Annotated in this window: 23 protein-coding genes; 11 read left to right on the top strand and 12 right to left on the bottom strand. The window is 56.1% G+C overall.

Annotated elements, in window-relative coordinates:
- Nucleotides 1–171: 171 nt before the first annotated feature.
- Together RBB82_RS08825 and RBB82_RS08830 are read left to right on the top strand one after the other, a co-directional pair.
- Entirely contained in the window at nucleotides 172–1131 is a 960-nt protein-coding gene (locus RBB82_RS08825; protein ID WP_433974751.1) for a hypothetical protein, read from the top strand.
- A 48-nt stretch (nucleotides 1132–1179) separates the two neighbouring features.
- Complete coding sequence (locus RBB82_RS08830) at nucleotides 1180–1872, top strand: TylF/MycF/NovP-related O-methyltransferase (protein ID WP_433974752.1); 693 nt, start codon at nucleotides 1180–1182, stop codon at nucleotides 1870–1872.
- 278 nt (nucleotides 1873–2150) lie between these two features.
- On the opposite strand, the gene RBB82_RS08835 is transcribed toward RBB82_RS08830, so the two are convergent.
- Nucleotides 2151–2480: a hypothetical protein gene (locus tag RBB82_RS08835; protein WP_433974753.1), complete on the bottom strand. Its 330-nt coding sequence runs from the start codon at nucleotides 2478–2480 to the stop codon at nucleotides 2151–2153.
- 375 nt (nucleotides 2481–2855) lie between these two features.
- On the opposite strand from RBB82_RS08835, the gene RBB82_RS08840 reads away from it, so the two are divergent.
- Together RBB82_RS08840 and RBB82_RS08845 are read left to right on the top strand one after the other, a co-directional pair.
- The gene (locus RBB82_RS08840) at nucleotides 2856–3131 is read left to right on the top strand and encodes a hypothetical protein (protein WP_433974754.1); all 276 of its coding nucleotides are present in this window, start codon (nucleotides 2856–2858) and stop codon (nucleotides 3129–3131) included.
- A gap of 27 nt (nucleotides 3132–3158) precedes the next feature.
- The gene (locus tag RBB82_RS08845; RefSeq protein ID WP_433974755.1) at nucleotides 3159–3581 is read left to right on the top strand and encodes an OsmC family protein; all 423 of its coding nucleotides are present in this window, start codon (nucleotides 3159–3161) and stop codon (nucleotides 3579–3581) included.
- Between the two features lie 12 nt (nucleotides 3582–3593).
- Here the strand turns inward: RBB82_RS08845 and RBB82_RS08850 are convergent, their stop codons facing one another.
- The 3 genes from RBB82_RS08850 to RBB82_RS08860 all read right to left on the bottom strand — a co-directional run bounded on the left by RBB82_RS08850 (nucleotide 3594) and on the right by RBB82_RS08860 (nucleotide 6139).
- A complete protein-coding gene (locus RBB82_RS08850; protein ID WP_433974756.1) occupies nucleotides 3594–4364 on the bottom strand; it encodes a retropepsin-like aspartic protease in 771 nt (256 codons plus the stop codon).
- Between the two features lie 219 nt (nucleotides 4365–4583).
- Entirely contained in the window at nucleotides 4584–5504 is a 921-nt protein-coding gene (locus tag RBB82_RS08855) for a cation diffusion facilitator family transporter (protein WP_433974757.1), read from the bottom strand.
- 128 nt (nucleotides 5505–5632) lie between these two features.
- A complete protein-coding gene (locus tag RBB82_RS08860; RefSeq protein WP_433974758.1) occupies nucleotides 5633–6139 on the bottom strand; it encodes a hypothetical protein in 507 nt (168 codons plus the stop codon).
- A 150-nt stretch (nucleotides 6140–6289) separates the two neighbouring features.
- On the opposite strand from RBB82_RS08860, the gene hslV reads away from it, so the two are divergent.
- From hslV to RBB82_RS08880, 4 genes are all read left to right on the top strand, one after another.
- Entirely contained in the window at nucleotides 6290–6946 is a 657-nt protein-coding gene (gene hslV / locus RBB82_RS08865; protein ID WP_433974759.1) for an ATP-dependent protease subunit HslV, read from the top strand.
- A gap of 66 nt (nucleotides 6947–7012) precedes the next feature.
- Complete coding sequence (gene hslU / locus RBB82_RS08870) at nucleotides 7013–8596, top strand: ATP-dependent protease ATPase subunit HslU (protein WP_433974760.1); 1584 nt, start codon at nucleotides 7013–7015, stop codon at nucleotides 8594–8596.
- 493 nt (nucleotides 8597–9089) lie between these two features.
- Nucleotides 9090–9731, top strand: coding sequence for a class I SAM-dependent methyltransferase (locus tag RBB82_RS08875; RefSeq protein WP_433974761.1), 642 nt, complete (start codon nucleotides 9090–9092; stop codon nucleotides 9729–9731).
- 119 nt (nucleotides 9732–9850) lie between these two features.
- A complete protein-coding gene (locus RBB82_RS08880; RefSeq protein WP_433974762.1) occupies nucleotides 9851–10843 on the top strand; it encodes a FecR domain-containing protein in 993 nt (330 codons plus the stop codon).
- Between the two features lie 220 nt (nucleotides 10844–11063).
- On the opposite strand, the gene RBB82_RS08885 is transcribed toward RBB82_RS08880, so the two are convergent.
- Entirely contained in the window at nucleotides 11064–11546 is a 483-nt protein-coding gene (locus RBB82_RS08885; RefSeq protein WP_433974763.1) for a hypothetical protein, read from the bottom strand.
- A 757-nt stretch (nucleotides 11547–12303) separates the two neighbouring features.
- On the opposite strand from RBB82_RS08885, the gene RBB82_RS08890 reads away from it, so the two are divergent.
- Complete coding sequence (locus RBB82_RS08890) at nucleotides 12304–13611, top strand: diguanylate cyclase domain-containing protein (protein ID WP_433974764.1); 1308 nt, start codon at nucleotides 12304–12306, stop codon at nucleotides 13609–13611.
- 148 nt (nucleotides 13612–13759) lie between these two features.
- Here the strand turns inward: RBB82_RS08890 and RBB82_RS08895 are convergent, their stop codons facing one another.
- The 4 genes from RBB82_RS08895 to RBB82_RS08910 all read right to left on the bottom strand — a co-directional run bounded on the left by RBB82_RS08895 (nucleotide 13760) and on the right by RBB82_RS08910 (nucleotide 17463).
- Nucleotides 13760–14176, bottom strand: coding sequence for a hypothetical protein (locus RBB82_RS08895; RefSeq protein WP_433974765.1), 417 nt, complete (start codon nucleotides 14174–14176; stop codon nucleotides 13760–13762).
- A gap of 132 nt (nucleotides 14177–14308) precedes the next feature.
- Complete coding sequence (locus RBB82_RS08900) at nucleotides 14309–15307, bottom strand: transaldolase (protein WP_433974766.1); 999 nt, start codon at nucleotides 15305–15307, stop codon at nucleotides 14309–14311.
- An 81-nt stretch (nucleotides 15308–15388) separates the two neighbouring features.
- Nucleotides 15389–16237 carry a fumarylacetoacetate hydrolase family protein gene (locus tag RBB82_RS08905; RefSeq protein ID WP_433974767.1) on the bottom strand — a complete coding sequence of 283 codons (849 nt, stop codon included), beginning with the start codon at nucleotides 16235–16237 and terminating at the stop codon, nucleotides 15389–15391.
- Between the two features lie 5 nt (nucleotides 16238–16242).
- On the bottom strand, nucleotides 16243–17463 hold the full coding sequence (locus RBB82_RS08910) for a fibronectin type III domain-containing protein (protein ID WP_433974768.1): 1221 nt from the start codon (nucleotides 17461–17463) through the stop codon (nucleotides 16243–16245).
- 165 nt (nucleotides 17464–17628) lie between these two features.
- Between RBB82_RS08910 and RBB82_RS08915 the strand changes: the two genes are divergently transcribed.
- Nucleotides 17629–18480, top strand: a complete 852-nt coding sequence (locus RBB82_RS08915) for a helix-turn-helix domain-containing protein (protein ID WP_433974769.1) — start codon at nucleotides 17629–17631, stop codon at nucleotides 18478–18480.
- 24 nt (nucleotides 18481–18504) lie between these two features.
- Here RBB82_RS08915 and RBB82_RS08920 read toward each other — a convergent pair whose 3' ends face one another.
- Nucleotides 18505–19662 carry an A/G-specific adenine glycosylase gene (locus tag RBB82_RS08920; RefSeq protein WP_433974770.1) on the bottom strand — a complete coding sequence of 386 codons (1158 nt, stop codon included), beginning with the start codon at nucleotides 19660–19662 and terminating at the stop codon, nucleotides 18505–18507.
- Nucleotides 19663–19771: 109 nt separating this feature from the next.
- On the opposite strand from RBB82_RS08920, the gene RBB82_RS08925 reads away from it, so the two are divergent.
- Complete coding sequence (locus RBB82_RS08925; RefSeq protein WP_433974771.1) at nucleotides 19772–21121, top strand: MGH1-like glycoside hydrolase domain-containing protein; 1350 nt, start codon at nucleotides 19772–19774, stop codon at nucleotides 21119–21121.
- Here the strand turns inward: RBB82_RS08925 and RBB82_RS08930 are convergent.
- Complete coding sequence (locus RBB82_RS08930; RefSeq protein WP_433974772.1) at nucleotides 21118–21753, bottom strand: YdeI/OmpD-associated family protein; 636 nt, start codon at nucleotides 21751–21753, stop codon at nucleotides 21118–21120. The two genes, RBB82_RS08925 and RBB82_RS08930, sit on opposite strands and share 4 nt — an antisense overlap.
- Before the next feature lie 39 nt (nucleotides 21754–21792).
- A complete protein-coding gene (locus RBB82_RS08935) occupies nucleotides 21793–23562 on the bottom strand; it encodes a L,D-transpeptidase family protein (protein ID WP_433974773.1) in 1770 nt (589 codons plus the stop codon).
- Between the last annotated feature and the right edge of the window lie 22 nt (nucleotides 23563–23584).

A 23584-nucleotide genomic window follows, 5' to 3' on the forward strand; every position in this document is an offset into this window, starting at 1 on the left:
GCAAATAAATGAACTCAACAATGAACCCATAGTAGAATTCGTCTCACTCCCCGGTTTTCTTTTATCTGTTGTAGCCACGCACGCTAACTACTTGCCGTGCTGGATTGAGATACCTCGAACCACTGTGCTCTGCAAGCCAATCGCAAGCTTCAACAACGGAGAGAAAAAAGCATGCAATTTCAATACCTGATCGACAAGATCAATTCGGCTAAGTTCGAGGATTATCCCTTCTCACATATTCAAATCAATAATCTGTTCAACGATAACCATCTGAAACAGATCCTGGCTGCAAATGAGATTGCTGTGCCCAGTGTTCAATCGGATGAGCAACTCTTCTCATCCCTGTTCGAAAAAGGCTATAAGATCATCAATTTTCCTGGCTGTATTACCGACCGGGATATCTACCTGAAATGGCACAAGGATAAAAGCTCCAACCACACCACAAATTCAGCGTGTGAAGGCTTTGGCATGACACTTCGCCTTATGTCACCGACGTCGGCGATCGTCTCGGATCTATCCGAATTTATGAAAGGTAGAGAATTTCAAGAGGCACTCGCCGCAAAGTTCGGACTCGACTTAGGCACCGTAACCTATGACACGGGAATTCAAAAATACCTGGATGGATATGAGATAAGTCCGCATCCTGATATCAGGCGCAAGGCGCTGACTTACATGGTGAATATTAATCCCGACGCGCAATCCGAAAAGCAGGATCACCACACTCACTATCTAACATTCCGAGACGAGTTCAAATACGTTCAGGCTTACTGGGACGGCCATCTCAACGAAGACAGATGCTGGGTTCCATGGACTTGGTGTGAGACAAAAAAAGTGCAACGCGAAAATAATAGTATGGTCATCTTCGCCCCGAAGAATGACACGATGCATGGTGTAAAGACCGCATACAACCACCTGAGTGGCCAACGAACCCAGATGTATGGAAATCTTTGGTACAAGGAAGTAAAGGTGCAGGAAGGTCCTGCATGGGAAGACCTTCGAATTGGAGCGAAAGCACCAGCCAGCAGCACAACGCTAAAAGCGAGAGTAAAGGCATTCGTTCCTGCATCGGTTAAAGATCTAGTCAAAGGAAAAAGAAACGACGTGAACGTCGTCGCCGACAGACTTAAATAATCAAGCGACCTGCCAACTCGGACACGATCTCTTACAGGGAGACATCGTATGGTGACCACCGAAAGTTTCACTTGGGAACAACTGCAGGACAAAGCAGCTTTCGCCTCGAGGAAGTCTGTGCTCGAACTAAGCGTCGCGATGTCCGAACGCGTGCCTGGTCACATCATGGAGTTCGGCGTCGCGAATGGCAATTCAACCCGCATTCTTCGCAATGCATCCGCGCGCTCGAAAAAGCAGGTGTTTGCCTGCGATTCGTTCGAGGGATTGCAGGAAAAATACGAAAACTGCGAGATCGGCGAGTTTGCCTGCGAACCGCCCAGGATTGCCGGAGTACAGATCGTCAAAGGATTCTTTGACCAATCCCTCACGCCGGAACTGGCATCTCGCGTTGGCCGCGTCTCTCTCGCTTCCCTCGATGCGGATCTCTATTCCTCCACGATGTGCGCCTTGATGTGGCTGACACCATTATTGGGAACCGGCAGCTTGTTGCTCTTCGACGAATTCCTGGGGGAACAGGAATCTGAAAAACGCGCCTTCGAAGATTGGGCGCAAAAGACCGGTACGCAGACCGTGCTCGTAGCCGAGTTCCTGCGAGAACCAAGCGGTTATGGAACAAAGATCGACCAGAGGGCACTCTTTCAAGTTGTCTGCCAAGAGTCTCTGCCGGTGCCTGAGAAGAGCATCCGGGAGCGAATTCTCGCGAGCCCCGTCGGCAAACTTGCGCGACGGTTGAAAAACTAAAGCAGCGCCGCAGTTGGCGTAGAGTCGCTTTCGCTTTTTGTCATTCCCGAAGGGAATCTGCTGTTGCCGTTGCTTTTCTTGTTTGTCATTCCCGAAGGGAATCTGCTGTTGCAGTCGCTACACCATAAGGATCATTGCCATAAGTCCCCGAAACTAAGTCCCCGACAAGTCACGGCGTGCAAACCGCCGGCCTCACGCAACGGACCCGTCCAGCATGACCCCTCAGCGACGCTGACGAACCGAACACACAACCGCTCTCCTGCTAAACCTCCGAAACATTATCTCTGCGGAGGCGGAGTTGAACTCGCAGGAGTACCTTCTGCTGGCGCATTCGGGTTCGCCTTCTCATCCGCCTGCACAGCCTTGTCGTGCTGCTTCTTCGCCTTCGCGTCAGCCTTCGTCGCCTTGGCATTCGCATCTGCCGACTTCTCTTCCTTCTTCTGCTGCGCCTTCTGCGCCTTCAACTGATCTTTCGTCAACGGCGCGGCTCTATCCGGTACATTCGTGTCTGGGTAGACCGGACCAGCCGGGGTAGCCTGCTGCGCACCCGCAACGCTGACCACACCGAAGAGGGCTATATTTGCTGCTAAAACATGTATCCGGTGCATGAGTCTGATCTCCTTACCTGAACTCCAGAGATTGGATGACCCACCAACACCCAACGATGTTCTCAAACGGGTGTGAGCGCTACCAGGATGGTCCTACCCCCACCCCCCCTATTACCTGCGCGTAAAGTGCTTGTAATCATGGGTTTACGGTTTACAGTCCCTCGCAAATTCGTCATAATAAATGGGTTGCGTCCAAATTCGTCCAACGAAAGGAGTTAGCCCCGATATCGTGCTTCCCATCTCAATTCTTGTCGTTACTTTCAAGTATAGCGGTTGGAGTATAACTCATACGCCAAGCGGATGTAGCTGACAGAGAAAGGGTTACAAGGTTCTGGGGCTTGACAGGCACAGTCCGTGCGTAGAAAGTTGCACCGTATGCGTCTAGTAGAAGTCCGCGCAGCTCAGAAAGTACCCGCAGGTCCGGCACACCAGCTTGCACCGGCTGTCCTCCAGCCGCGACGAGCAGGTGGGACAGAAGCGGGAGTGATGGTCAGTCGGAACGGAAGGGATCGGGCACGTGGTCACTTCCTGCTCAACGGCAATCTCAGCGGCGCAGAGAATCGGCATCAGCCGATGCTATCGCAGACCGGATTTTTTTCAAGCTCCTTTGGCGCAAGCGGAGCATCGAAGGAGATACCGTTGACTGAGTAACAGTTGAAACGACAAGGAGATTCAAAGATGGATCGCACTGGAAGCGCAGTATGGCAAGGCAAGATCATGGACGGCACCGGCACCATTTCAACCCAGAGCGGCACTCTGAAGGACACGCAGTATAGCTTCAAGGCACGCTTTGCCGACGGTGTAGGCACCAACCCGGAAGAACTGATCGCAGCCGCCCACGCAGGCTGCTTCACCATGGCCCTCAGCGGAGAGATCACCAAGGCTGGCCTCACCCCGGATACGATCGAGACCACAGCCGTGCTCACTCTCGACGTCCACGAGGCTCCAACCATCACCAAGATCCACCTCACCACCAAGGCCAAGGTCCCCGGCCTCGACAAGGCAAAGTTCGACGAGCTCGCTCACAGCGCCGAGGTCAACTGCCCCGTCTCCAAGGTCCTCAAGGCCGCAACCATCACCCTCGACGCAACCCTGCTCTAAGCAGCGGCCCGTCTAGTCCAGCCAGAACTTGTTGTCGTGAAAGTCGAACGTCACTTTATACGGCTCCAGCACATCTGCCCCGACGGTGCCATCAAACAGGCCGTCGGGCAGATGCACTTTAGGACCTGCAAAATAAAGCGCAGCTCCAGCAGCGATCGTCTTCGAACCAAAGCCTACCTGCCGGACCTGCGATTCGAACATATCGACTCCGCCGTCGGTAAACGCAATGTACTTCGATATCTTGCTCTGCGCTTCGGCCGTCATTCCCAGCTTCTCCACTGAAGTCGGATAGATAAGCAGCGTGCCGGCGAACATCGTATCCACCTGAACCGCGATAGGCTTGCCATTCACAGTAAATCCGGTGGTTGTAACGATGGGCGGACCATGATGGCCAAAGGTGATCAGCGAGATATCACCGCAGAACACCGGACACTCGGTCGAAGTCGTTAGCGGCTGCGAGAGGCTGAAGACGGCGTCAGGGTAGTCAAGCTGAAGAATGCGGTTCTCGAACGTCTTATATCCGAGCGTACCGTCAACATCAGGAAACGTCTTGTTGTTGATCGCCGAGGAAAGATCGATGACAAGAAACTTCAGCTCGTCGAACTTCACGTCTCCCACCGCTACATTGTTCACAACAGTCTTCTGGTAGTTCGCCACGGGCTTCCCGTCAGCTCCAACAACGGGCTGCAGCGTGAGACCCAGGGCGCGAGCAACCTTCACGCTCAACACCGGACTCGGATCGCCAATGTCGATGGCGAGCCGAATATGTTTTCCTCCAAGCACGGCATCCACACACGGCAACCCATCGCAGCTTAAGAGCTTCGCGTGAGCTAACGGTGGCAAACTTGCCGGAGCAGATGGAGTCTGTGCAACAGACAAGAGTGTGGTAACCAGCAAGAGAGCACAAAGGCGGAGGAAAGGACTCATGGTCACCATACGAAGAGCCACAATACGAAGTTCCCGCAATTCAACTAACTCGAAACGTAGAAAGAGGCGCCAGCCTCAATGCGAGTGGCTGTGACCATGATGATGATCATGTGCTCCGACCGTCTCAAGTTCCGGCGGTGCGGCACAGCCATGAGTCGTCTCACAGCCAGTCGTTTCAAACTGAATCGTCGTGTGAGTGATGTGAAATCGCTCCCGCAAGGCGCTGTTGATACATGTCAGAATGTTTCCGCACTCGGACATCGGCATCTCGGCGATGGTTACGTGACTGGCCAAAGCATGCGACTTTGATCCAAGGCTCCAAACATGGAGATCGTGGACGTTCAGCACACCATCGACCGCAGCCATCGCCTCACGAACCTCACCAAGCTGCAGATTGCGCGGTGTGCCTTCAAGGAGAATATTCAACGTCTCCCGAACAATGCCAATTGAGCTCCACAGAATCATCCCGGCAATAATGATCGAGAGCGCGGGATCGATCCATGTGAGACCCGTGAAGAGAATCGCTGCGCCGCCGACGATGACTGCGGCGGTCGACAGAGTATCTCCGAGCATGTGCAGAAACGTGCTGCGGATGTTCACGTCTCCAGAGAAGCGCCAAAGGAGGGTGGCGATGGTTCCATTCATCACAACGCCGGCAAGAGCGACGATCATCATCAGCTTGGGTTGGACGGCAACCGGGGCGCTGAGGCGCTCAATAGCCTCGATGGCGATCCAGACCGAAAGAACCACCAGGGTGGATGCGTTGACAAATGCGGCAAGGACACCGGCGCGCTGATAGCCAAAAGTCTTCTGTTCCGTAGCTGGTCGAGACTGGAAGTACACAGCGACGAATGAGAGCACAATCGCCAATAAATCGCTGACGTTATGGCCAGCCTCAGAGATCAGAGCAAGCGAATGCGCCCTCAACCCGAAGAAGAAGGTCGCACCAACATACGCCAGCGTAAGGACCATCGAGAATTGCAGGACCCGTTGCATCTTACGATTAGGCGTGGCAACCATGTGCATAACAACAAGTGTAGTCCGCGCAGCAACGACGTTCAATGAAGAGAGAAATAAGCCGAACGTGAAACGTGAACTTTCCGGCTTTCATCAAGCTCCGGAGACTAAGACGCTTCCTCCTGCGAATCGTTCCGGGGCGGTTGCGAAGGGCTGAGCCGCAAACCGCTCCACGTCTCCGCTACAACAATACTGTTGGCAGGATTCTGCGGTGCATACCGAACCTGGATGGGCAGATCGGTACGAATACCCTGCACCAGCTCGGCGAGCATGGTGACATCCTGAGCACATTCGTATGTCACTCCAGCGATGCGGTAAACGTAGACGATCATGTCAGGGGTGAGAGGGCCCTCGTTGATATGTTCAGTCTCATCCGCGAGATCCAAAGCAGGACTGCGGACCTCCGCAACCATCGTGTCCATGATGGTCCCGTCCGTGATGCGCCCGATCCGCGCCAGCAGGTCACGACGCTCACGCTCTAACTCTTCCGCCGTGGGTTTACGACGAGTAAGGACATAACTTGCCAATCCAATTGCGGCCGCAGCAGTCGCTCCAATAGCAAAGACGACTCGCGGAGAACGGAGTGAGAGCGGCAGATGGGTTGGAATCAGCAATAGCACAGGACTCTGCCAAAAAGCATAGCTGATAGCGGCTAGGTTAGCAGGAGGGAGGTGCTGCCTGAGTACACAACTTTCCGGCCGTGGAGGAACCAGTCTGTTCTATTAAAGTTGCCGCCCCATTGCGCGATATACTGAAGCTTGCCCATGAAGCCGTCTCTCAATTCCCCTGCCAAGTCGTCCCCTTCTGTAAAAACTGCCTCTGTTGCCACGTCCAGCCTTGCCCATCCTCTCGATCTCGGCGATGGACGGCGCATCCGGTCTACGACTGTAATCTGTGTTCGGCGTGGCGATTCCGTCGTAATGGCAGCCGATGGACAGGTTTCGCTGGGAGCGACTGTCATGAAGGGCTCGGCAAAAAAGATTCGCCGCCTGTATCAGGACAAAGTGCTTGCCGGATTCGCCGGTTCGACCGCGGACGCTTTCTCGCTCTTCGCTCGATTCGAGGTAAAACTGGAGCAGTACGCCGGTAATCTCGGCCGTGCAGCTGTGGAGCTTGCTAAAGACTGGCGCACCGACAAGATGCTCCGCCAGCTGGAGGCTCTCCTGATTGTGGCCGACCCGAAGCAGACCTTTCTCCTCTCAGGCACTGGTGACGTCATCGATCCCGACGAAGGGATTGCGACCATTGGCAGCGGCGGCAGCTATGCCCTGGCCAGTGCCCGGGCACTGATGGAAAACACAGATTTAAGCGCTCGGGAGATCGCCGTGAAGAGTCTAAGGATTGCTGGACAGATCTGTATCTACACGAACGACCAGATGACCATTGAAGAGCTGAAGTCCGAGACGCCAGCGAACCAATAGCATTCATCCTTCGTAGAACCTTCAAAGTTTCGTCGCAACGTATAGCGCGACTAGGAGTACCGCATCATGGCAATTTTTCTACCTGGAGCCGCTGAAGATCAGGCGCTCGCACTCGACGAAATGACGCCGCGTGAGATCGTCACAGAGCTGGATAAGTACGTCGTCGGACAGCATGCGGCCAAGCGTGCTGTTGCGATTGCGCTGCGCAATCGGATGCGCCGGCAGAAGCTCTCGCCCGAACTAGCCGACGAGATCATGCCGAAGAACATCATCATGATCGGGCCTACGGGCGTTGGAAAGACAGAGATTGCTCGACGCCTGGCGAAACTCACAAACTCGCCTTTTCTCAAGGTGGAAGCCTCAAAGTTCACTGAAGTCGGATATGTTGGCCGCGATGTGGAGTCGATTGTGCGTGATCTGGTGGAGATCGCCATCGACATGGTGCGAGAAGAGAAGATGGAGGAGGTTGAAGACAAGGCTGAACTGGCTGCCGAGGATCGGCTAATCGACCTGTTGTTGCCTCCGACGCCTGCGTCTCCGGCTGCTGCGGCTGCTCCTGAACCGGAGAGCAATGTCATTCAATTGCCAGCGGTTACGACAGTGGTGGACGATTCCGAGGAGAAGCCGGGAGATCGTGAGCACAGGACCAGAGAGAAGCTGCGACAGCAGTTTCGTGAAGGCAAGCTGGACGAGCGCACCGTCGAACTAGACGTGCGCGACCGCAATCAGCCGAGTTTTGAGGTCATCTCCAACCAGGGTTCGGAGGAGATGGACATCAATCTAAAGGACATGTTGCCGGGGCTGTTTGGGCAGCGCACCAAGAAGCGAAAGATGAAGGTCGCGGAGGCGTTCGACTATCTCGTGCAGGAGGAGGAGAGTCGGCTGATCGACATGGATCAGGTGACGCGGCTTGCGGTGGAACGTGTTGAAGACTCAGGGATTGTGTTTTTGGACGAGATCGACAAGATTGCCGGACGCGAAGGTGGTCATGGGCCGGATGTTTCGCGCGAAGGTGTTCAGCGCGATATTCTGCCGATTGTTGAAGGGACTACAGTTAGCACTAAGTATGGAATGGTTTCGACCGATCACATTCTGTTTATTGCGGCTGGAGCGTTTCATGTTTCGAAGCCGAGTGATTTAATTCCTGAGTTGCAGGGGCGTTTTCCGATACGTGTTGAACTTAACTCGTTGACCGTGAATGATTTTATTCGTATCTTGACGGAGCCTAAATCGTCTTTGGTGAAGCAATCTACTGCGCTTTTGGAGACTGAAGGATTGAAGCTGGAGTTTACGAAGGAGGCGATTGCGGAGATGGCGCAGTTTGCGTTCAGGGTGAACGAAACAACTGAAAACATTGGGGCTCGGCGGTTGCATACGATTCTGGAGCGAGTGCTGGATGAGATCAGTTTTCAGGCGCCGGATCTGTTCAAGAGCCCGCGGGCTGAGGTAACGGAAGAGGGAGTTGTGGCGGAAGTACCTGTTTCTGCGTCACTTACTTCGGAGGTGCAGGTGCCTTCGCCGCCGCTGCCGGTGATTGAGCGTCAGACCGCGACAGGCGTAGAGAAGGTGATCGTGGTGGACCCTGAATACGTGCGTCAGCAGGTGGCTTCAATCGTGAAGGATCAGGATCTTTCGCGCTATATTTTGTAGGTTTTTTTGGGCGTGGTGGAGTGGTGTTTTTGCAGGGGTTTCTGCGATTTTTGGTGCGCAAAACGTGGTGAATTGCATGGTGAATGTGGTGCGTTCGTGGTGAATTGTGTTGCTGCAGGTTACATAAAAAAGCTGGCGAAAAATGCGCCAGCTTTTTCAGTTTTATTTTGAAGGGTCTACTTTGGGAATAAGTGAGACTACCTGATTCGAGCGGAGAGCTTTCGGTCTCTCAGATACGAAAACGACACGAGCCACGCGCTAACCGTTTGTTATTCTGGTGCGGTACCCGGAGGCTATGTGATCACGGTATGTTTGATCCGGTTCTGGTGCTGGCTCCGCAACAAAGAGGTCAAAGGCCTACGTCAGTGTGTTATCTGTGGGAGAGTCAGGCGAAGGTCGGGGATGATCCTAACGGCAGGCCATACCTGGGCCTGCAGCAAAAAACATGCGAAGTTATTTGAAGACAGCGTCGATATGACGACCCGAGGTAGACGTGAAGACCGAAGAGCAGTTGGGAATCAGCTATGAGTACACCGCTGCAAATCATGAAGTCAGCCACTCTTACCTGAAGCCGATCGTGGATCAGTTTGTCGAAGATGTTCCTCCCCACAGTGTGATCCTGGACATGGGCTGCGGCAACGGAAGCTTCCTATCGCTCTACAGAGACCGCGGCTGGATGCTCCACGGAACCGACTTCTCAACCACGGGGATCGAGATTGCCAAAAAAAACTATCCTGACATCAACTTCATTCTTGGCGACTCTCAAACGTCGGCTGAAGATCTCACCAAGCAGGTAGGTTTAGTGGACCTGGTGATCAGCACCGAGGTGGTTGAACACCTCTATGACCCCAAAGCCTTCCTTCGAACCGCATACAGCGTACTGAAGCCTGGAGGGCTGTTGGTGGTGACGACGCCGTATCACGGCTATCTGAAGAATTTGGCGCTGGCGGTTACAGGGAGCATGGATAAGCACTTTACCGTTCTTTGGGACCATGGACACATCAAGTTCTGGTCAGCGAAGACTCTGAGCAATGCTCTCGAAGAAGCTGGATTTCGCGATATTCGATTCAAAGGTGCTGGTCGGCTTCCGTACATGTGGAAGAGTATGGCGATCGCCTGCCGGAGACCACTTTAGAATCGATCGGCGTGATAGCAACTTATTGACCCAGATTGGGTTACATAGCCAGGCACATTCTGCACGGGTTGTGACCTTTCGCCTCAAGGCACATCTAAAACCATAGAGGTTTTACGGATATGTCGGGGCTCAAATCACTTCTCCTGCTCTCGTTGACGACTCTGTTAGTGCCGGCTTTTGGACAACAAGGCGCAAACCAGGCCCGCCCAGGAACTCTCAATTACGTTGAAGGCCAGGCTTCTATCGATGGCCATCAGGTCTCTGCTCAATCTGTCGGTCAGGCTGGACTCGAACCAGGTCAGTATCTTGCTACGGCTGACGGTAAGGTCGAAGTGCTGCTGACGCCGGGCGTCTTTCTGCGACTGGATAAAAACAGCACCGTCAAGATGATCACTCCGGATCTGACGCACACCGAAGTCTCGGTGGAGCGTGGGCGCGCTGAGGTGGAGGCAGACCAGCTCTATCCGCAGAATCGGATCCTGATCGATCAGAAGGGCGGTCAGACCCAGATCCTGAAGAACGGCTTGTATGAGTTCAACGCCGACAACAATACGGTTCGAACGTTTGATGGCAAGGCAGCGGTCTATCCCGGCGACAACCTGCAGAGTAGCGTGAAACCGATCGACGTGAAGGGTGGGCATCAGCTAGCGCTAACCGGTGAGGCGGTGAAGCCTGTTGGATTCGACAAGGATCGCTCACAGGACGATCTGTATCGCTGGAGCAGCCTGCGCTCGCAGTATCTGGGGGAGGCGAGCGTCGACCTTGCAGCGCAGTATGCCGGGTACGGCCCGGCGTATGGCTACGGCGGGTTCGCTCCTGGTTGGGACTGGGACCCTTACCTCTACTCGTATGACTGGATCCCAGGTGGCGGACCCTTCTTCAGCCCCTTCGGGTTCGGCTTCTACTCGCCGTACTACCTGTATGGCGGTGGGTTTGTGTACGGCCGCGGCTTCTACGGGCGAGGCGTCGGATTCGGCGGAGGCTACGGCTACCGTGGAGGCTATGGCTTCCGTGGCGGTGCGGTATCGAGTGGCGGGCTCCATAGCGGCGGCGGATTCTCCGGTGGTGGTGGGTTCCACGGCGGTGGTGGTGGCGGCGGTGGTCACCGGTAATGTTGAAGAGATGGGCTGGGCGAATCATCGCCCGGCCCTTTTTCTTTGCCATGAGAAGGATGTCAGTTTCGAAAGCATGGCCGATGACACTGAGCTAACGACTTTACTTAAGGCGAATGTCTTCCCGTCTCATGTGCAAGACGGCTGATGGTTATGCCGGAGAAGAAATCCCAAAATGTCTTTGGAAAGGCATCGCCTTCGAAAGCTTTGAGTTTGACGTTTATCGCGGTCGCGCGACGGCGACGATCAGCGCAAAGTAGGCAAGCACCAAGACGCCTCCGCCAGCGAACTTCCACCATCTCCTGTTGTCGGCGTCGCGATGGCAGATGGCGGCGAGACAAGCGGCGATAAGAATGAAGTGCCCGATGCCTCCAACGAGCACCATCAATGTGTCTGGCCGCTTCAACTGGCCAGTTCGGAGTAGAGACCACAGCTCTTCCAGGCCAGCTTGCATCAGATGAGTGACGAAGAGGCTGAAGGCGTTCCAGAACATTGCAATTGTGAGCCCAGCTCCGTAGCCCCATGGACTGTTACGGCGCGACAGAACAATAATCGCAATGTAGATCAATGCCTGAAGTAGATGAAGAGGCCGCAGCCCGGGAGTAACGAACGCGGACCCCGCCAAGGCTGTCAGGAAGAGCGCAACTCCGATCCAAATCCACGTAAACGTCAAGGCAGACTCGCGCGTTGTCATCGGCGACATTAGATCTGTTACGGCACGTGCTGATGAAAAGTTGCGCAGATCGCAGTTCCGACCATCTTGTGGGAGCGTTCTTAGAAGGCTCGCAGCTTGTGAAGTGAAGAGTGCCGCTTAAGCTACCGTGCTCATTTATCGATTTGAAGCCTTGACAATCGTGTCGCGTGCTCTCAAACTTCAGCGCATTGGTTGCGTCTGGGAGTAGCGGAGAGATACGAAGATGAGTGCAAATCATTGCGCAGTATCGATTTGAGTCGCGTCGAACTTCACACTGGTGAAAGGCAGCGATAAGTTGTTGAGAAATGAGTATTGAAGCGTTGCAGCTGTGGTGGGAGGGATTTTAATGATGGTTTTGCTGGGAAATAACAGATAATTGGGAACAAGGAACGATCTATCCGTCTCATGGGTGCGTCAATCCGACAGGGCCCAAATAAAAGTTTGTCAGCTGGCTTGAAAAAATGCCTCCGCCAGCGGGTATGGTGACACCTTTTGGGAACGAATTCCGCTTTACCTTAAAGAGCACGCGGGATCTACCTCTTCGATTCGGCTGGTGATAGCTCCTCCGGGTGGTCTGTAGATATTTCGTGTTTTGTGAGAGGCGCCCCTTGAGGTCGTGTCGACTTGGGTGGCGGTTGGGAGTTTCTGTTCTCATCGATGGTTGTCGATGGATTATTGTTGCAATCTATCGCCGAACTGGTAAATTGCATCTCGCTGAGGTCTCCGGTTGAGGCCAAATCCAATAAGCGAGGTGGCACGGGGCCCAATGAACTTTGCGTTCCTTCCAGACCTTCTCGCGTTGGCCCTCCTCATTGTCATTCTGCTGTTGCTGCGTCACCGGCATCCTCAGGAACGGACGAATCTGTGGCTGCTAGGCCTTTTTATCACTCTGGTTGAAGCGGTGGCCCATACGTTTTACGCACACGACGGGCCGCCGCAAAGGATTCTGCATGTGGTCGTGATGGACTGCTATCTGCTGGCGGGGATAGTGTTCGTGTGGGCGTCGGGCGGCTACTCGATCTCTTCAAGATCCAGGCTTTGGTATCTCACACTGAACGCGTTGCCACTGCTCGATCTGACCACGATGTACGGGCTGCACCTCAATACACCGATCGTTTACTTCCCTTGCATTGCAACAGGTCTGGTGATTGGCGTGGCCAGTTCGCTTTACCTGCGGCGTAGTTGGCATTTAGCGGCGCTGCACGTCTTCGGATGGATGGCGCTGGGATACCTGATCCATATGGCCAACTATCGGGCAGCGGTGTACTGGAGTTTGTGTTGCGTCTATGCGACTGCGACGTTCAACTTCCAGCGACGACTGCCGAGAGAAAGTACCGGCAGATTGGCGATTGTGACTGGTTTTATGATCTGGTCGCTGAATCTTCTTCTGCATCCGTGGATTGTGTCGTACCGCTCCTATGCCGACATTGCGTCGCATATCTGGAATATGCAGAAGTCGCTGATCTCGATTGGAATGATTCTGGTGATGCTGGAAGAGCAGATCTCAAGCAACGAGTGGCTGGCACTGCATGATGAGCTGACAGGGCTGCCGAACCGTCGGCTGTTTGCTGACCGGCTCCAGAGTGCGATCGAACGCTGCGAACGGACGCGCAGCCGAATGGCGCTGCTGATCGTGGATCTGAATGGGTTCAAGAAGATCAACGACACGATGGGGCACCAGGCGGGCGATCAGGTGTTGCGCGAGGTCTCGAGCAACCTGAAGAGAGGCATCAGGGCCTCCGATACGCTGGCGCGGCTGGGTGGCGATGAGTTCATCATCGTTGCAACGGACGCGGAGCAGGATGAGTCGATGGAACACTTTGTGAACTCGGTGCGGCATGCTGTGGAGCGACCGATCGTAGTCGAAGGAAAGTCGATGATCATGACGGCCAGCCTTGGCGTGGCAATCTATCCGGATGATGCTCATGACTCCGTTCGATTGCTTAGGATTGCTGACCAGCGTATGTATGCGACCAAGCATAGGGTAGGGATGGTGCCTTCCAAAGGAGTGACGGGGTTGACTGCATCGGTGGGAGATACTGCAGTGATCGCGATCGCGAGTGGTCAGCGATAGGCTGCTCCGTTTTTAATTGAGACGAAGGTGCAATATGAAAAGGCAGACACTCCAAATTATGGGAGGTCTGCCTTTTCGATTGCGTTGCTGATGCGAAGTTCGTCGTTCGTTACATCTTCATCGTTTCATCGCTTCGCGAGCGATTTAATTAGTGGTGGCCTTCGTGTTCTCCGCCGCCAGTGTGGCCGCGTCCGTCACGCATCTCGTTGCCGTGGAAGTTCTCCACGTGGTCGACGTGATGCTCTGGCGCTGGGTGATCGCCACGGTTGGGGTAGGGGCCGTGGTAGCCGGAATCGGGATGGTAGTGGTTGTCGACGTGGCCATAGAAGTGTTCCGGGCCGTGGTACCAGGGGCCTGCACCGATGAAGACGCCGCCGCCGTTGAACCACTCCGGGCCATAGTAGCCGTATGGGGCACAGCCGTAGGGAGTGGTGTCGTAGTAGCCGTAGGGACAGTTCGGCGCGACACCGATGTTGACGCTGACTTGCGCGCTTGCCTGCGGAGTATGTGCTGCAAAGCAGAGACCGGCGACCGCGGTTGCTGCAAAAATCTTAACGCTATGCATATGTTCACCTCTGTTTGTTTAGAGGGAGGTCGGCGAGGTGGAGTTGTGTAGCGAAAAAGGTTGCCTGAACGCAGCTCGACGGCCTTTTATGTTGGCCGTCGAGTAGGTAAAGGATTGATTTTTTTAGGGGGGTTAGCGGGCTGCGGTGGCTGGCTCGTTGATCTCGCTGAGACGCTTTTCGAGAAGCACTTCGAGGTCGACGATGGCTTTGGAGAAGCCGTCGATGCCTTCCTTCAGCTTGTCGGTGGCCATGCGGTCTTCGGCGTGCATCTTGTCGAAGGTGGCTTTGTCCATCGGGATCTTCTTGATGTCCAACTTCTGGGCGTTGGCAGGATCGAGCTTGCGCGGCAGGTTGCCCTGGGTTTTTTCAAGCTCATCAAGCAGCTTCGGCGCGATGGTGAGGAGGTCGCAACCGGCAAGCTCGGTGATCTCACCGATGTTGCGGAAGCTCGCGCCCATAACGACAGTTTTGTAGCCGAACTTCTTGTAGTAGTTGTAGACGGTTGTGACGGAGTGAACGCCAGGATCGTCGACTGGGGCGTAGTCTTTGCCGGTGTCCTTCTTGTACCAGTCGAGAATGCGGCCGACGAAGGGCGAGATGAGAGTAGCGTGAGCTTCGGCAGCTGCGACGGCCTGATGAAGACCGAAGAGCAGGGTCATGTTGCAGTGAATGCCTTCCTTCTCGAGGACCTCGGCAGCGCGAATGCCCTCCCATGTGGAGGCCAGCTTGATGAGAACGCGGTCGCGCGAGATGCCGGCCTTGTCGTATAAGGCGATGATGGCGTGCGCTTCTTCGATGGACTTTTCGGTGTCGTAGGAGAGGCGAGCGTCGACCTCGGTGGAGACACGGCCGGGGACTATGTCGAGGATTTTGAGGCCGAAGGCGACTTCGAGAGGCCGGAAGGCGATTGCGGCAACTTTTTTGTCCGAGACGTTGGGGCCTGCTTCTTTGCGTACCGCTTTGAGTACGTCGTCGACGACGGACTGGTATTCAGATTTCTCGGCAGCGGCGGCAATCAACGATGGATTCGTGGTCGCGTCCTGCGGGCGGAACTGCTGGATAGCGTTAAAGTCTCCGCTATCGGAGACGACGGTGGTGTAACCACGAAGCTGTTCGAGTAACGATGCCATAATCTTTCTCCTTGGCTGTTGATGCAGATTTTATCAAGCTCTGAGAGATTTCGCTTGTGAGTTTAGTGTGCGCGGCCGGTGTTACTGGGCTGCAAATTGATTTTCGAGGACACCCAGACCGTCTACTTCTACTTGGATGCGGTCACCCGGCTGAACGGCTCCTACTCCTGCCGGGGTTCCGGTGGGGATGAGGTCGCCCGGTTCGAGGGTCATGGTGGCGGTGATGTAGCGGAGGAGCTCGGCGATGGGGAAGATGAGGTCGCGCGTGGAGCCCTGCTGCTTGATGGCGCCGTTGAGACGGGTGACGACGGTGACTGGGGATCCTGCTTTTCCTTCGAATCCGCAGGGGTCGATCTCGTCGGAGACGATGGGACCGACGGGACAGAAGGTGTCGAAGCCTTTGCCGCGAGTCCATTGGCTGTCGAACTTCTGGATGTCGCGGGCGGTGACGTCGTTGACGCAGACGTAGCCTCGAATGTAAGGGCGTACGTCTTCGTCGGGGCCGATCTTGTAGCAGCGGCGGCCGATGACGATTCCGAGTTCTCCTTCGTAATCAATACGCTGAGAGATGGCCGGCATGCGGATGGTGCCCTTGGGACCGAGGAGAGACGATGGCGGTTTGAGGAAGAGGAGAGGCTCGGTGGGGACGTCGTTGCCTAGTTCGGCGGCGTGATCGCGGTAGTTGCGGCCAACGCAGAGAATCTTCGAGGGAGTAACCGGAGGAAGAAGATGAAGATCGGAGAGTGGGGTGGGTTCGAAGTCGATCGCGAGCGTTGGGACGGGTACGCCACCGAGGATTCGAGAGGTGAGGTCCTCTTGCGGGGCCTGCATGGGAAGGGTCGCCCAAAGGACGCCGTTGCGCTTTTCGACCAGAGCATACCGTGAAAGAGGCGTGCCGCTTTCAGACGACAGATACTTACAGTAACGCATGCTGTTTATTGCTCCCTTAGGGTTTCCTGGACAGAGGTGCTTGGTGCGCTCTCGTTCCCTGTGGCATCCACTGCAGTGACACGATAGGAGTAGCGATGGCCAGGGACAGCTGTTTGGTCGCGGTAGGCAGGACCTACGACCGGGATGGAGTTCAGGCGCGCAGCTGTACCCGCGACTTCGCCGGTTGAAGTAACTTTCTGACGATACACGTTATAGCCCAGGAGATCAGCTTCTGTGTCCGGGGTCCAGGAGAGATCGATGGAGCGATCGGCTGGTGTTGCGCCTCCCGGGACGGCCTCCAGGCCGGTGGGAACGAGCGGTGGGAAGACGTCTCGCGCGGCGAATGTTACGGGTGACGATATGACGCTGCGAAGTTGAACGGTATGGCCGTCGAGGGTGACATAGCGCACTCGCTGAGCGGTGTAGATGTAGCTTTCGCCGATGTGCGTGGTCTTATCAACCGTGCCGCCTGCGTCGAGTGCCTTTTTCGGGGTCTGAAGTTTAATCTCTTCCGGAATCGTTGGGGTCATGGACACGGTCTGCGGCTTGGACTGAGGAGCAGACGCTGGAGTTAGCGACTTGTGTGACCTGGACGTGGTCTTTGTTGGCGCCACCCTGGTTGGAGCAGGTGGAGTGGGGACGCCGCCGGGTCGTTCGAGGCGTCTGTCGAGCTCTACGTCCGCGGTTGTGTCCTTCTTTTGCCACTCCAGCATTACGCCTTCGCGTATGGCGGTTGCATGAAGCTGCTCAACAGGTGGGGGTGCAGCGCCTGCGGCAGCGAAGGCCTCCTTCGACGGACCTGCGGATCGACCGTTGGCGTTGACGAGCTGAACTCGATAGGCCAGGAGGACCGGGGGATCGGCAGTCAGGGCTTGCGGGAGAACGTCGGCCGCCTGCGTGGGGCCGCTCTGAACCGGCAGGCGCTTTACAACCGTACAGGGGGATGAAGCATGCGACGGGACGGGGACGCGGCAGATCTCCGCTGTCACAGGGCCTTTGATATCAATGCGATCGGTGGTTTTAGATGGAGTGTCCCAATGGAGCCTCACCTCATCGCCCACTCGGTCGACGGTCAGGTTTTTTATCACCTCTGGCAGATTGAGCGAGGGTGCGCGGGGTGGTCCAGGACTGGCGCAGCCCACCGCGGAGGCGACCAGAATCGCGGATGCTCCTGTGACAAGCCACTGATGGATCTGCAGGTTAGAAGGATTAGGCGAAAACTTCATCTGTCTTTAGTCATCATAGGCCAGAGTTATCCGCCCGTTGGGATTGGGACGACCGTTGGCGAGGGTATCCGCAACTTTAAAAAAATGCATCCAATCCAAAAAGGATGTTCACGCGTACATCTTTTGATAGCGTTTCAACATCTTTTAGCACAGTGAAATAAACTTATGGCCAAAAATATCACCTCCGCGACGACGATAGACGCAGCAACGTTGAACTCTGCGACCACGCTTTCCGAGTCAATTAATCTTCCATCGGGCTCGGGGTCGAATGGACAGGCTGATCACAAGAATCTTCAGGTGGACGGCGAGGCAGCGGAGTCGTTCATCGCGGAGAAGCGAATTGGCGAGCGTATCAAGCATCTTCGGCTAAAGAAGTCGATGGGGCTGGTTGAGTTGGGGCGTCACACCGGACTTTCCGCCAGCTTTCTGTCGCAGCTTGAGACGGGGCGGGTTGTGCCAACGCTGCGGAATCTTGCGCGCATCGCCATGGTCTTCTCGAAGGACCTAAGCTACTTCTTCGATCCAGAGCCGCAGACACTGTTTCGGCTGCATCGGCGTGTTGAACGTGTGCGCCTGCCGCAGACCGGAGCAGACGACCCCGCGTACTTCTTCGAAAGTCTTGGATATCTCGTTCCTGATCGACAGCTCGATCCTTACTTCGCAGAGTTTCTTCCTGAAAAGGAGGGGCGCTCGCCACGTGCGCATCAGCATGGTGGGTGTGAGTTTCTTTATCTTCTGTCGGGAACGCTTGACGTGCGGCATGGGGAGACTGTGCATCACGTTGAAGCGGGAGACGCTATCTATTTTGACGCGAACACAACTCACAGCTATGTCTGCACGAGTAAGACGCCTTGTACGGCAGTAATCGTAACGTTGCAACATCCGCTGCTGATGACGTTGGGGAGCGGGGCACGATCGGCCCCTTCTGGTAATGGCAAAACGAAGGGCATTCCGGCGGCGATACTTCCTCAGCAGGTTGCAGCGAAGAAGATGTCATCACGCATGCATATGCAGTAGCTGATATATGTTGCAATTTTCAGGCTAAGCGATTCGCGAGATGTTATTCGCGTTCGGCAGCTTAGGCAGGTTCACTTTCATGACATCGAGACGCTGCAGGGCTTTGCGCGTCAACCCGGTCAACGGCATGAGGCCGAGGCGATTGGTCTGGATCCAGTGGAGATCACCTTTTGCTGCGGGGATTGCACGGCGCAGACCCCTGTCCTCGGGGCCACTCGCAGCATAGATTTGTACGTAGTAGTTCGTGTTCGTGATCGAGTGACGCAGTCGCAGGAGCGGCTCTCGGCCCTGGACAGCGTCTTGCGGCAGTGGGGGGAGCTCGTACATTCCAGGCATAAGGCTGGCGTCTGCGGCGCGGAGTTCCAGTAGTACCTCGGTTAATGTGCCGCGCTTGCGCAGGCTCAGCAGATATGCGGCGGGGCGGCTGAGCTGGGCGGCTCGAGGTGGCGTGAGATGTTCTCCTCGCGTCAGGCACATTGAAAACACCGGACAGTGCAGACAGAGGGGGGCCTTCGGCAGGCAGATCGTTGCGCCCAACTCCATCATGGCCTGATTGTGATCGCCGGCGGCGTTCGTTCCTTCGCTGATGCGACGCCTGGGAACCAGAGCGCTGGCCTGTTGCTGGACGAAGGCACGACCTGCGGCGTTGCCCTCTTCGGGACGGCCGGTGAGACGGAGGAGGACGCGCTCGACGTTGCCGTCGACCACGGCGATGCTTTCTCCGAAGGCGATGCTGGCGATGGCTGCACTGGTGTATTCGCCGATGCCTGGTAAGGTGCGTAGTTCCGCGGCTGTCGCGGGCAGGATGCCGCTGCGCTCACTCGTAATGAACTGCGCGGCCTTGTGCAGCATGCGCGCACGTCGGTAGTAGCCGAGGCCCGACCATGCGGCGAGCACATCGGCTTCGGGTGCTAGAGCCAGGGCGAGGACGGTTGGGAAGCGGCGGAGGAAGTCGTGGTAGTGCTCGATGACGGCCGCTACGCGAGTCTGCTGGAGCATGACTTCAGAGACCCAGGTGCGGTAGGGATCGTTGACGTTGCGCCAGGGAAGTTCGCGGGCATGGCTGCGGTACCAGCTCATCAGCTTGCGCCGGAAGAGAGCGGAGTCGAGCTCCGTGTCCGCTGGATCGACTGCCTGTATCAGATTGTCGTCCACCACTTCTGACCCGTTGAAAGAAGACATCGTTGCCAGTCTATAGCCTGCGGCGTGTCGAGCTAAACTCAAAGACATCATGCGGCAGAAAGAGCACTCCATGCGGCGCTGCGTCGGGACGAGAGACAGAAGAGATTTCTTGAAGCTGACCGCACTGGCCAGTGGTGCGGCGCTTCTGCCTATGGGGGCCGAGGTGCATGGTCAGACGAAGCCTGCAACTCCGGTACGGCCAGCGTTTCCGGGAGGTGAGCGGGCGGACCCCTCGTGGCAGCGAACCTGGGATGCGGCTCTGGCGGTGCTCGCGGGGAATGTAAAAACTGTTCCGAAGTTTGAGCGTCCGGTGCTGGTGGAGGGCAGTGTCTATCCCGGCATCTGGCTGGAGTGCGGGCCACATGAGGGGCTGGTCTACGGCACGCTTGCGAGCTGCGTCGTTGCGCAGGACGGTTCGCCGTCGTCTTTGCAGATCGCGCGCAACAACCATATGGCGTTCTTTGCTTTGCAGCGCCCCGTGGGCCATGAATCTGCGGGTCAACTGCCGGCGGCGATCAAGATGTCTGACGTCGGCTATGGTCAGATACAGATGGTCGTTCCGATTGCCGCCACGGCTTGGGAGCTGTCTCAGTTGACCGACGACGACGAGTTGCTGGTCACCGCGTACGCGGCTTGCAGCCGGTGGGATGCCTGGCTTCGTGAGTTTCGCGACACGCGTAAGACTGGATTGGTGGAGGGATTTTGCACTTATGACACGGGCCACGATAACAGCCCGCGCTGGACCGGCATTCCCAACCAATGCCCCAGCGCTGACGCGCGCAATTGCCCGCAGATCGCGACCATGCCGCGGCTGTGTCCTGATCTTTCGGCGACAGTGTACGGAGGGCGTATCGCGCTGAGCCATATGGCGACGGCGCTCGGCAAGCCCGGTGAGGCCGATCGCTGGCGTGCCGATGCTGAGACGATTCGTCACCTTATCATCGATCGACTTTATGACCCGAAGGATGCCGCCTTCTACGATCTCGATGCGCAGAACAACTTTGTTCGCGTGCGCTCGGATGTGAACAGCCGCGTCTTTGGCGAGCACGTGCTAAATCCGGTGAAGGATAAGGCCATTGTCGACGCGGTATGGACGCGGCAGCTCCATAACCCAAAGGCCTTCTGGGCGCCGTATCCGCTGACATCGGTTGCGATGGACGATCCGACTTTTGTGAGGCCGATTCCGCGCAACAGTTGGGGCGGTGCGAGCCAGGCGCTGACCGCGCTGCGGGCTCCGCGATGGATGCCCTACTACGGAAAGCAGGCAGAGATGAACCACATGATGCAGCAGTGGTGCGAGGCGATCATGCGGCATACGGAGTTTCGCCAGCAGATGGATCCGTTGACCGGTGAGTTTACGCAAGCGGATCCGAGCGGTTACTCACCCGCGGCGCTGGTTTTCCTCGACTATGCGCGCCGACTTAGCGCTTCGCCAGCGAAGATGACCTCAACGCCTTAGCAGCTCTGATACTTCCAGTTGCGTTGCTTGCCCTCGGCGATCCATTCAAGTGCAGTCGCGATGCGTTTGTCTCGCGTCTCCTGCCGTTTGGCATCGGCGATCCATTCGACGTATTCGCGTTTGCAGCTCGGACTGAAGGCTGCGAAGACCGTCGCTGCTTTTTTATTCTTCTTCAGTGCGGCGGATAACTCATCGGGTGTCTCGACGGCTGCCTTTGGAGCTTTTACGACCTTGTGTCTTGCAGCAATCGGACTGGTGTGCTCGCCTCGGTCGATAAAACCGGTAGATGTGCGAATAAATCCGAGGAGTGCCTTGTCGGAGGGAAGATCCTTGACAGTGGTGATGCGGCCTAACGAGCCCATCCCGCCATCCTGCACCACGCCGGCCTCGCGAAGGACGGCTCCAATCTCTTCACCCCAGAAGCCAAAGCTGCAATGCTCCTTGAAGGCCGACATGTTGCCCAGGATCGTCCCACGATACTCGAAGAACGGACGGCTCCATTTGATCGTCTCTTGAATATTGGGGCAGCCTTTGTGCACCAGCGCACGCAGGTGCCGCATGATCGGTTGCGCAAAGGGTTTTGCCTTGTTGATGTAGGCGTCCACCCTGGGATCTTCGTTAGCAGTTGCCATCGTCAGCTCCTGTTTTCAGGACAGTAGTTTACAACTACCTCAAACCGTATCGCCCGGCTTGGTCTTCGGTTCGATGGGCGTGGGCTTGATGGGGTACGGAGGGCCTTTGGCGAAGACCTTTTGCATCTCCGAATCATAACCGTAGATGTCGTCGAAGAAGTGGACCTCGTTGTCATCGACGACGATCGCTGTCAGGTAGAAGATGACGATTGGCAGCGGTGTCTTCAGGCTGACGGTCCTGTTGTCGGTCCCGCTATTCATTGCAGCGTGTACCTTATCTAGATCCCAGTCGCCGCCTTGTCCCTGTAGCACCCAGGCCGCAAGGTCGGCTGGTTTCTGCACACGGATGCAGCCGTGACTGAAGTCGCGACGTGTCTGCTCGAACAGCGAGACTGCTGGCGTCGAGTGCAGATAGATGTCGTATTGGTTGGGGAAGATGAACTTTACGAGGCCGAGGGAGTTCTTCGGGCCCGGCTTTTCGCGCACCATCACGGCGCCCTGCGCGACCTGCTTGGCTGTGTAGTCGGTGAGCACCATACCCTTGTTGTTGGTGACTTCGAAGTTTTTGCTTGCGAGGTATCCATGGCTCGCTTCCATATGCGGCACGAGCTCTTTGCGTGCAATATCGGCCGGTACACTCCAATACGGACGGAAGACGAGGTACTTCATCATGTGGGTAAACACTGGCGTCTCATGCTGTCCCATCACTTTGCCGACGACGACGCGCATGGTGAAGTCGAGCTTGTGATCGGGGTCAAAGCCACGCAGGACGAACTCCGGGAGGTTTACCATCAGACGTGCATGCAGGTAGGGGTCTGGCAGCCAGCGCCAGCGCTCCAGCGAATCCTGCAACTGGGTTACACGGTAGGTCATCGGGACGTTCAACGAGTTGATTGTTTGCGGCGTCAGCTTACCGTCCTCTGTAAAGCCGTGGCGGTGCTGGTAGTGTTTGACGGCGTCGGACAGAGTGGAATCAAAGACTGTGCTGGCCGTTGCGGTGGACGGTACAGATCCGGGTTCCGCGTCGCCTTCTAACTGCAACCGCGCCAGCAGAGCGCCAGCCGCCGGATAAGCGCCGCCTACGGACACTGGCTTAGCTACCGTCGGCAGAGGCTCGGCCTGTGCCTGCTCCTCCTGTTTGGCGAGGTCGAGGTAGTGGGCAAGTGCGGCCTCGGTCTTTCGGTACTCCACTGAATCGGGCTCGACGCCTACGATCAGCTTGGGGACATCGGTTGCGTCTACGGCGTTGTCGGAGACAAACTCGGCCAAGTCGTATTTTTTGTCCTGCACAGGAACTTCGAAGTTGAAGTGTGATGGATTCACCCTTCCGATACGCAGGTCAGAGATGTATCGCATCACGTTCACCGTCATTGCGACGTCGAAGAGCGAGATCGCGTCCGCCGATTTGCTGTTGAGCGCCTGAACCCTGTCGGCCCAGCGTGGCGCGTCGTAGTCCTCGGGGATCAATCCCTTCGCGCCAGCATTACGAAACTGCTCGATGAAAGCAGTCGCTGACGCAGTTGGTGCGCCGTCGCGTGTCCATGCTACTTCGTAGTTGCGATCATCGTAAAAGGTCGCCACGATTGTCTGGTAGTCCGAGAAGTTCGGCCAGCGGAGGTTCGGCACCTTCGTCGTGTCAACCTTCTCCGGGGGGAGGGCCTTCTTCTGCACCAACTCGTGCAAGTTGTCTGAATAAGCGGTCGTATTTGGCGCAGACTTCGACTTGCGGTGACGATGGCATCCATTTGTGAGCAACAAAATGGTGAGCGCAAATGCAGTGCCGGCGGAGCGGAGAGAGACTTTCATCATCACGAACAGACCATCCTTCAGG

Origin of the sequence: Tunturiibacter lichenicola (assembly GCF_051013355.1) — a bacterium.
Taxonomy (GTDB): Bacteria; Acidobacteriota; Terriglobia; order Terriglobales; family Acidobacteriaceae; genus Edaphobacter; species Edaphobacter lichenicola_F.

Bases quoted from the DNA above. Each gene is read 5' to 3' on its own strand.
- RBB82_RS08830 (WP_433974752.1), top strand. From the start codon at position 1,180: ATGGTGACCACCGAAAGTTTCACTTGGGAACAACTGCAGGACAAAGCA.
- RBB82_RS08935 (WP_433974773.1), bottom strand. From the start codon at position 23,562: ATGATGAAAGTCTCTCTCCGCTCCGCCGGCACTGCATTTGCGCTCACC.
- RBB82_RS08890 (WP_433974764.1), top strand. From the start codon at position 12,304: ATGAACTTTGCGTTCCTTCCAGACCTTCTCGCGTTGGCCCTCCTCATT.
- RBB82_RS08880 (WP_433974762.1), top strand. From the start codon at position 9,851: ATGTCGGGGCTCAAATCACTTCTCCTGCTCTCGTTGACGACTCTGTTA.
- RBB82_RS08910 (WP_433974768.1), bottom strand. From the start codon at position 17,463: ATGAAGTTTTCGCCTAATCCTTCTAACCTGCAGATCCATCAGTGGCTT.
- RBB82_RS08895 (WP_433974765.1), bottom strand. From the start codon at position 14,176: ATGCATAGCGTTAAGATTTTTGCAGCAACCGCGGTCGCCGGTCTCTGC.
- RBB82_RS08930 (WP_433974772.1), bottom strand. From the start codon at position 21,753: ATGGCAACTGCTAACGAAGATCCCAGGGTGGACGCCTACATCAACAAG.
- RBB82_RS08900 (WP_433974766.1), bottom strand. From the start codon at position 15,307: ATGGCATCGTTACTCGAACAGCTTCGTGGTTACACCACCGTCGTCTCC.
- RBB82_RS08835 (WP_433974753.1), bottom strand. From the start codon at position 2,480: ATGCACCGGATACATGTTTTAGCAGCAAATATAGCCCTCTTCGGTGTG.
- hslU (WP_433974760.1), top strand. From the start codon at position 7,013: ATGGCAATTTTTCTACCTGGAGCCGCTGAAGATCAGGCGCTCGCACTC.
- RBB82_RS08905 (WP_433974767.1), bottom strand. From the start codon at position 16,237: ATGCGTTACTGTAAGTATCTGTCGTCTGAAAGCGGCACGCCTCTTTCA.
- RBB82_RS08845 (WP_433974755.1), top strand. From the start codon at position 3,159: ATGGATCGCACTGGAAGCGCAGTATGGCAAGGCAAGATCATGGACGGC.
- hslV (WP_433974759.1), top strand. From the start codon at position 6,290: ATGAAGCCGTCTCTCAATTCCCCTGCCAAGTCGTCCCCTTCTGTAAAA.
- RBB82_RS08825 (WP_433974751.1), top strand. From the start codon at position 172: ATGCAATTTCAATACCTGATCGACAAGATCAATTCGGCTAAGTTCGAG.
- RBB82_RS08840 (WP_433974754.1), top strand. From the start codon at position 2,856: ATGCGTCTAGTAGAAGTCCGCGCAGCTCAGAAAGTACCCGCAGGTCCG.
- RBB82_RS08855 (WP_433974757.1), bottom strand. From the start codon at position 5,504: ATGCAACGGGTCCTGCAATTCTCGATGGTCCTTACGCTGGCGTATGTT.
- RBB82_RS08920 (WP_433974770.1), bottom strand. From the start codon at position 19,662: ATGTCTTCTTTCAACGGGTCAGAAGTGGTGGACGACAATCTGATACAG.
- RBB82_RS08915 (WP_433974769.1), top strand. From the start codon at position 17,629: ATGGCCAAAAATATCACCTCCGCGACGACGATAGACGCAGCAACGTTG.
- RBB82_RS08885 (WP_433974763.1), bottom strand. From the start codon at position 11,546: ATGTCGCCGATGACAACGCGCGAGTCTGCCTTGACGTTTACGTGGATT.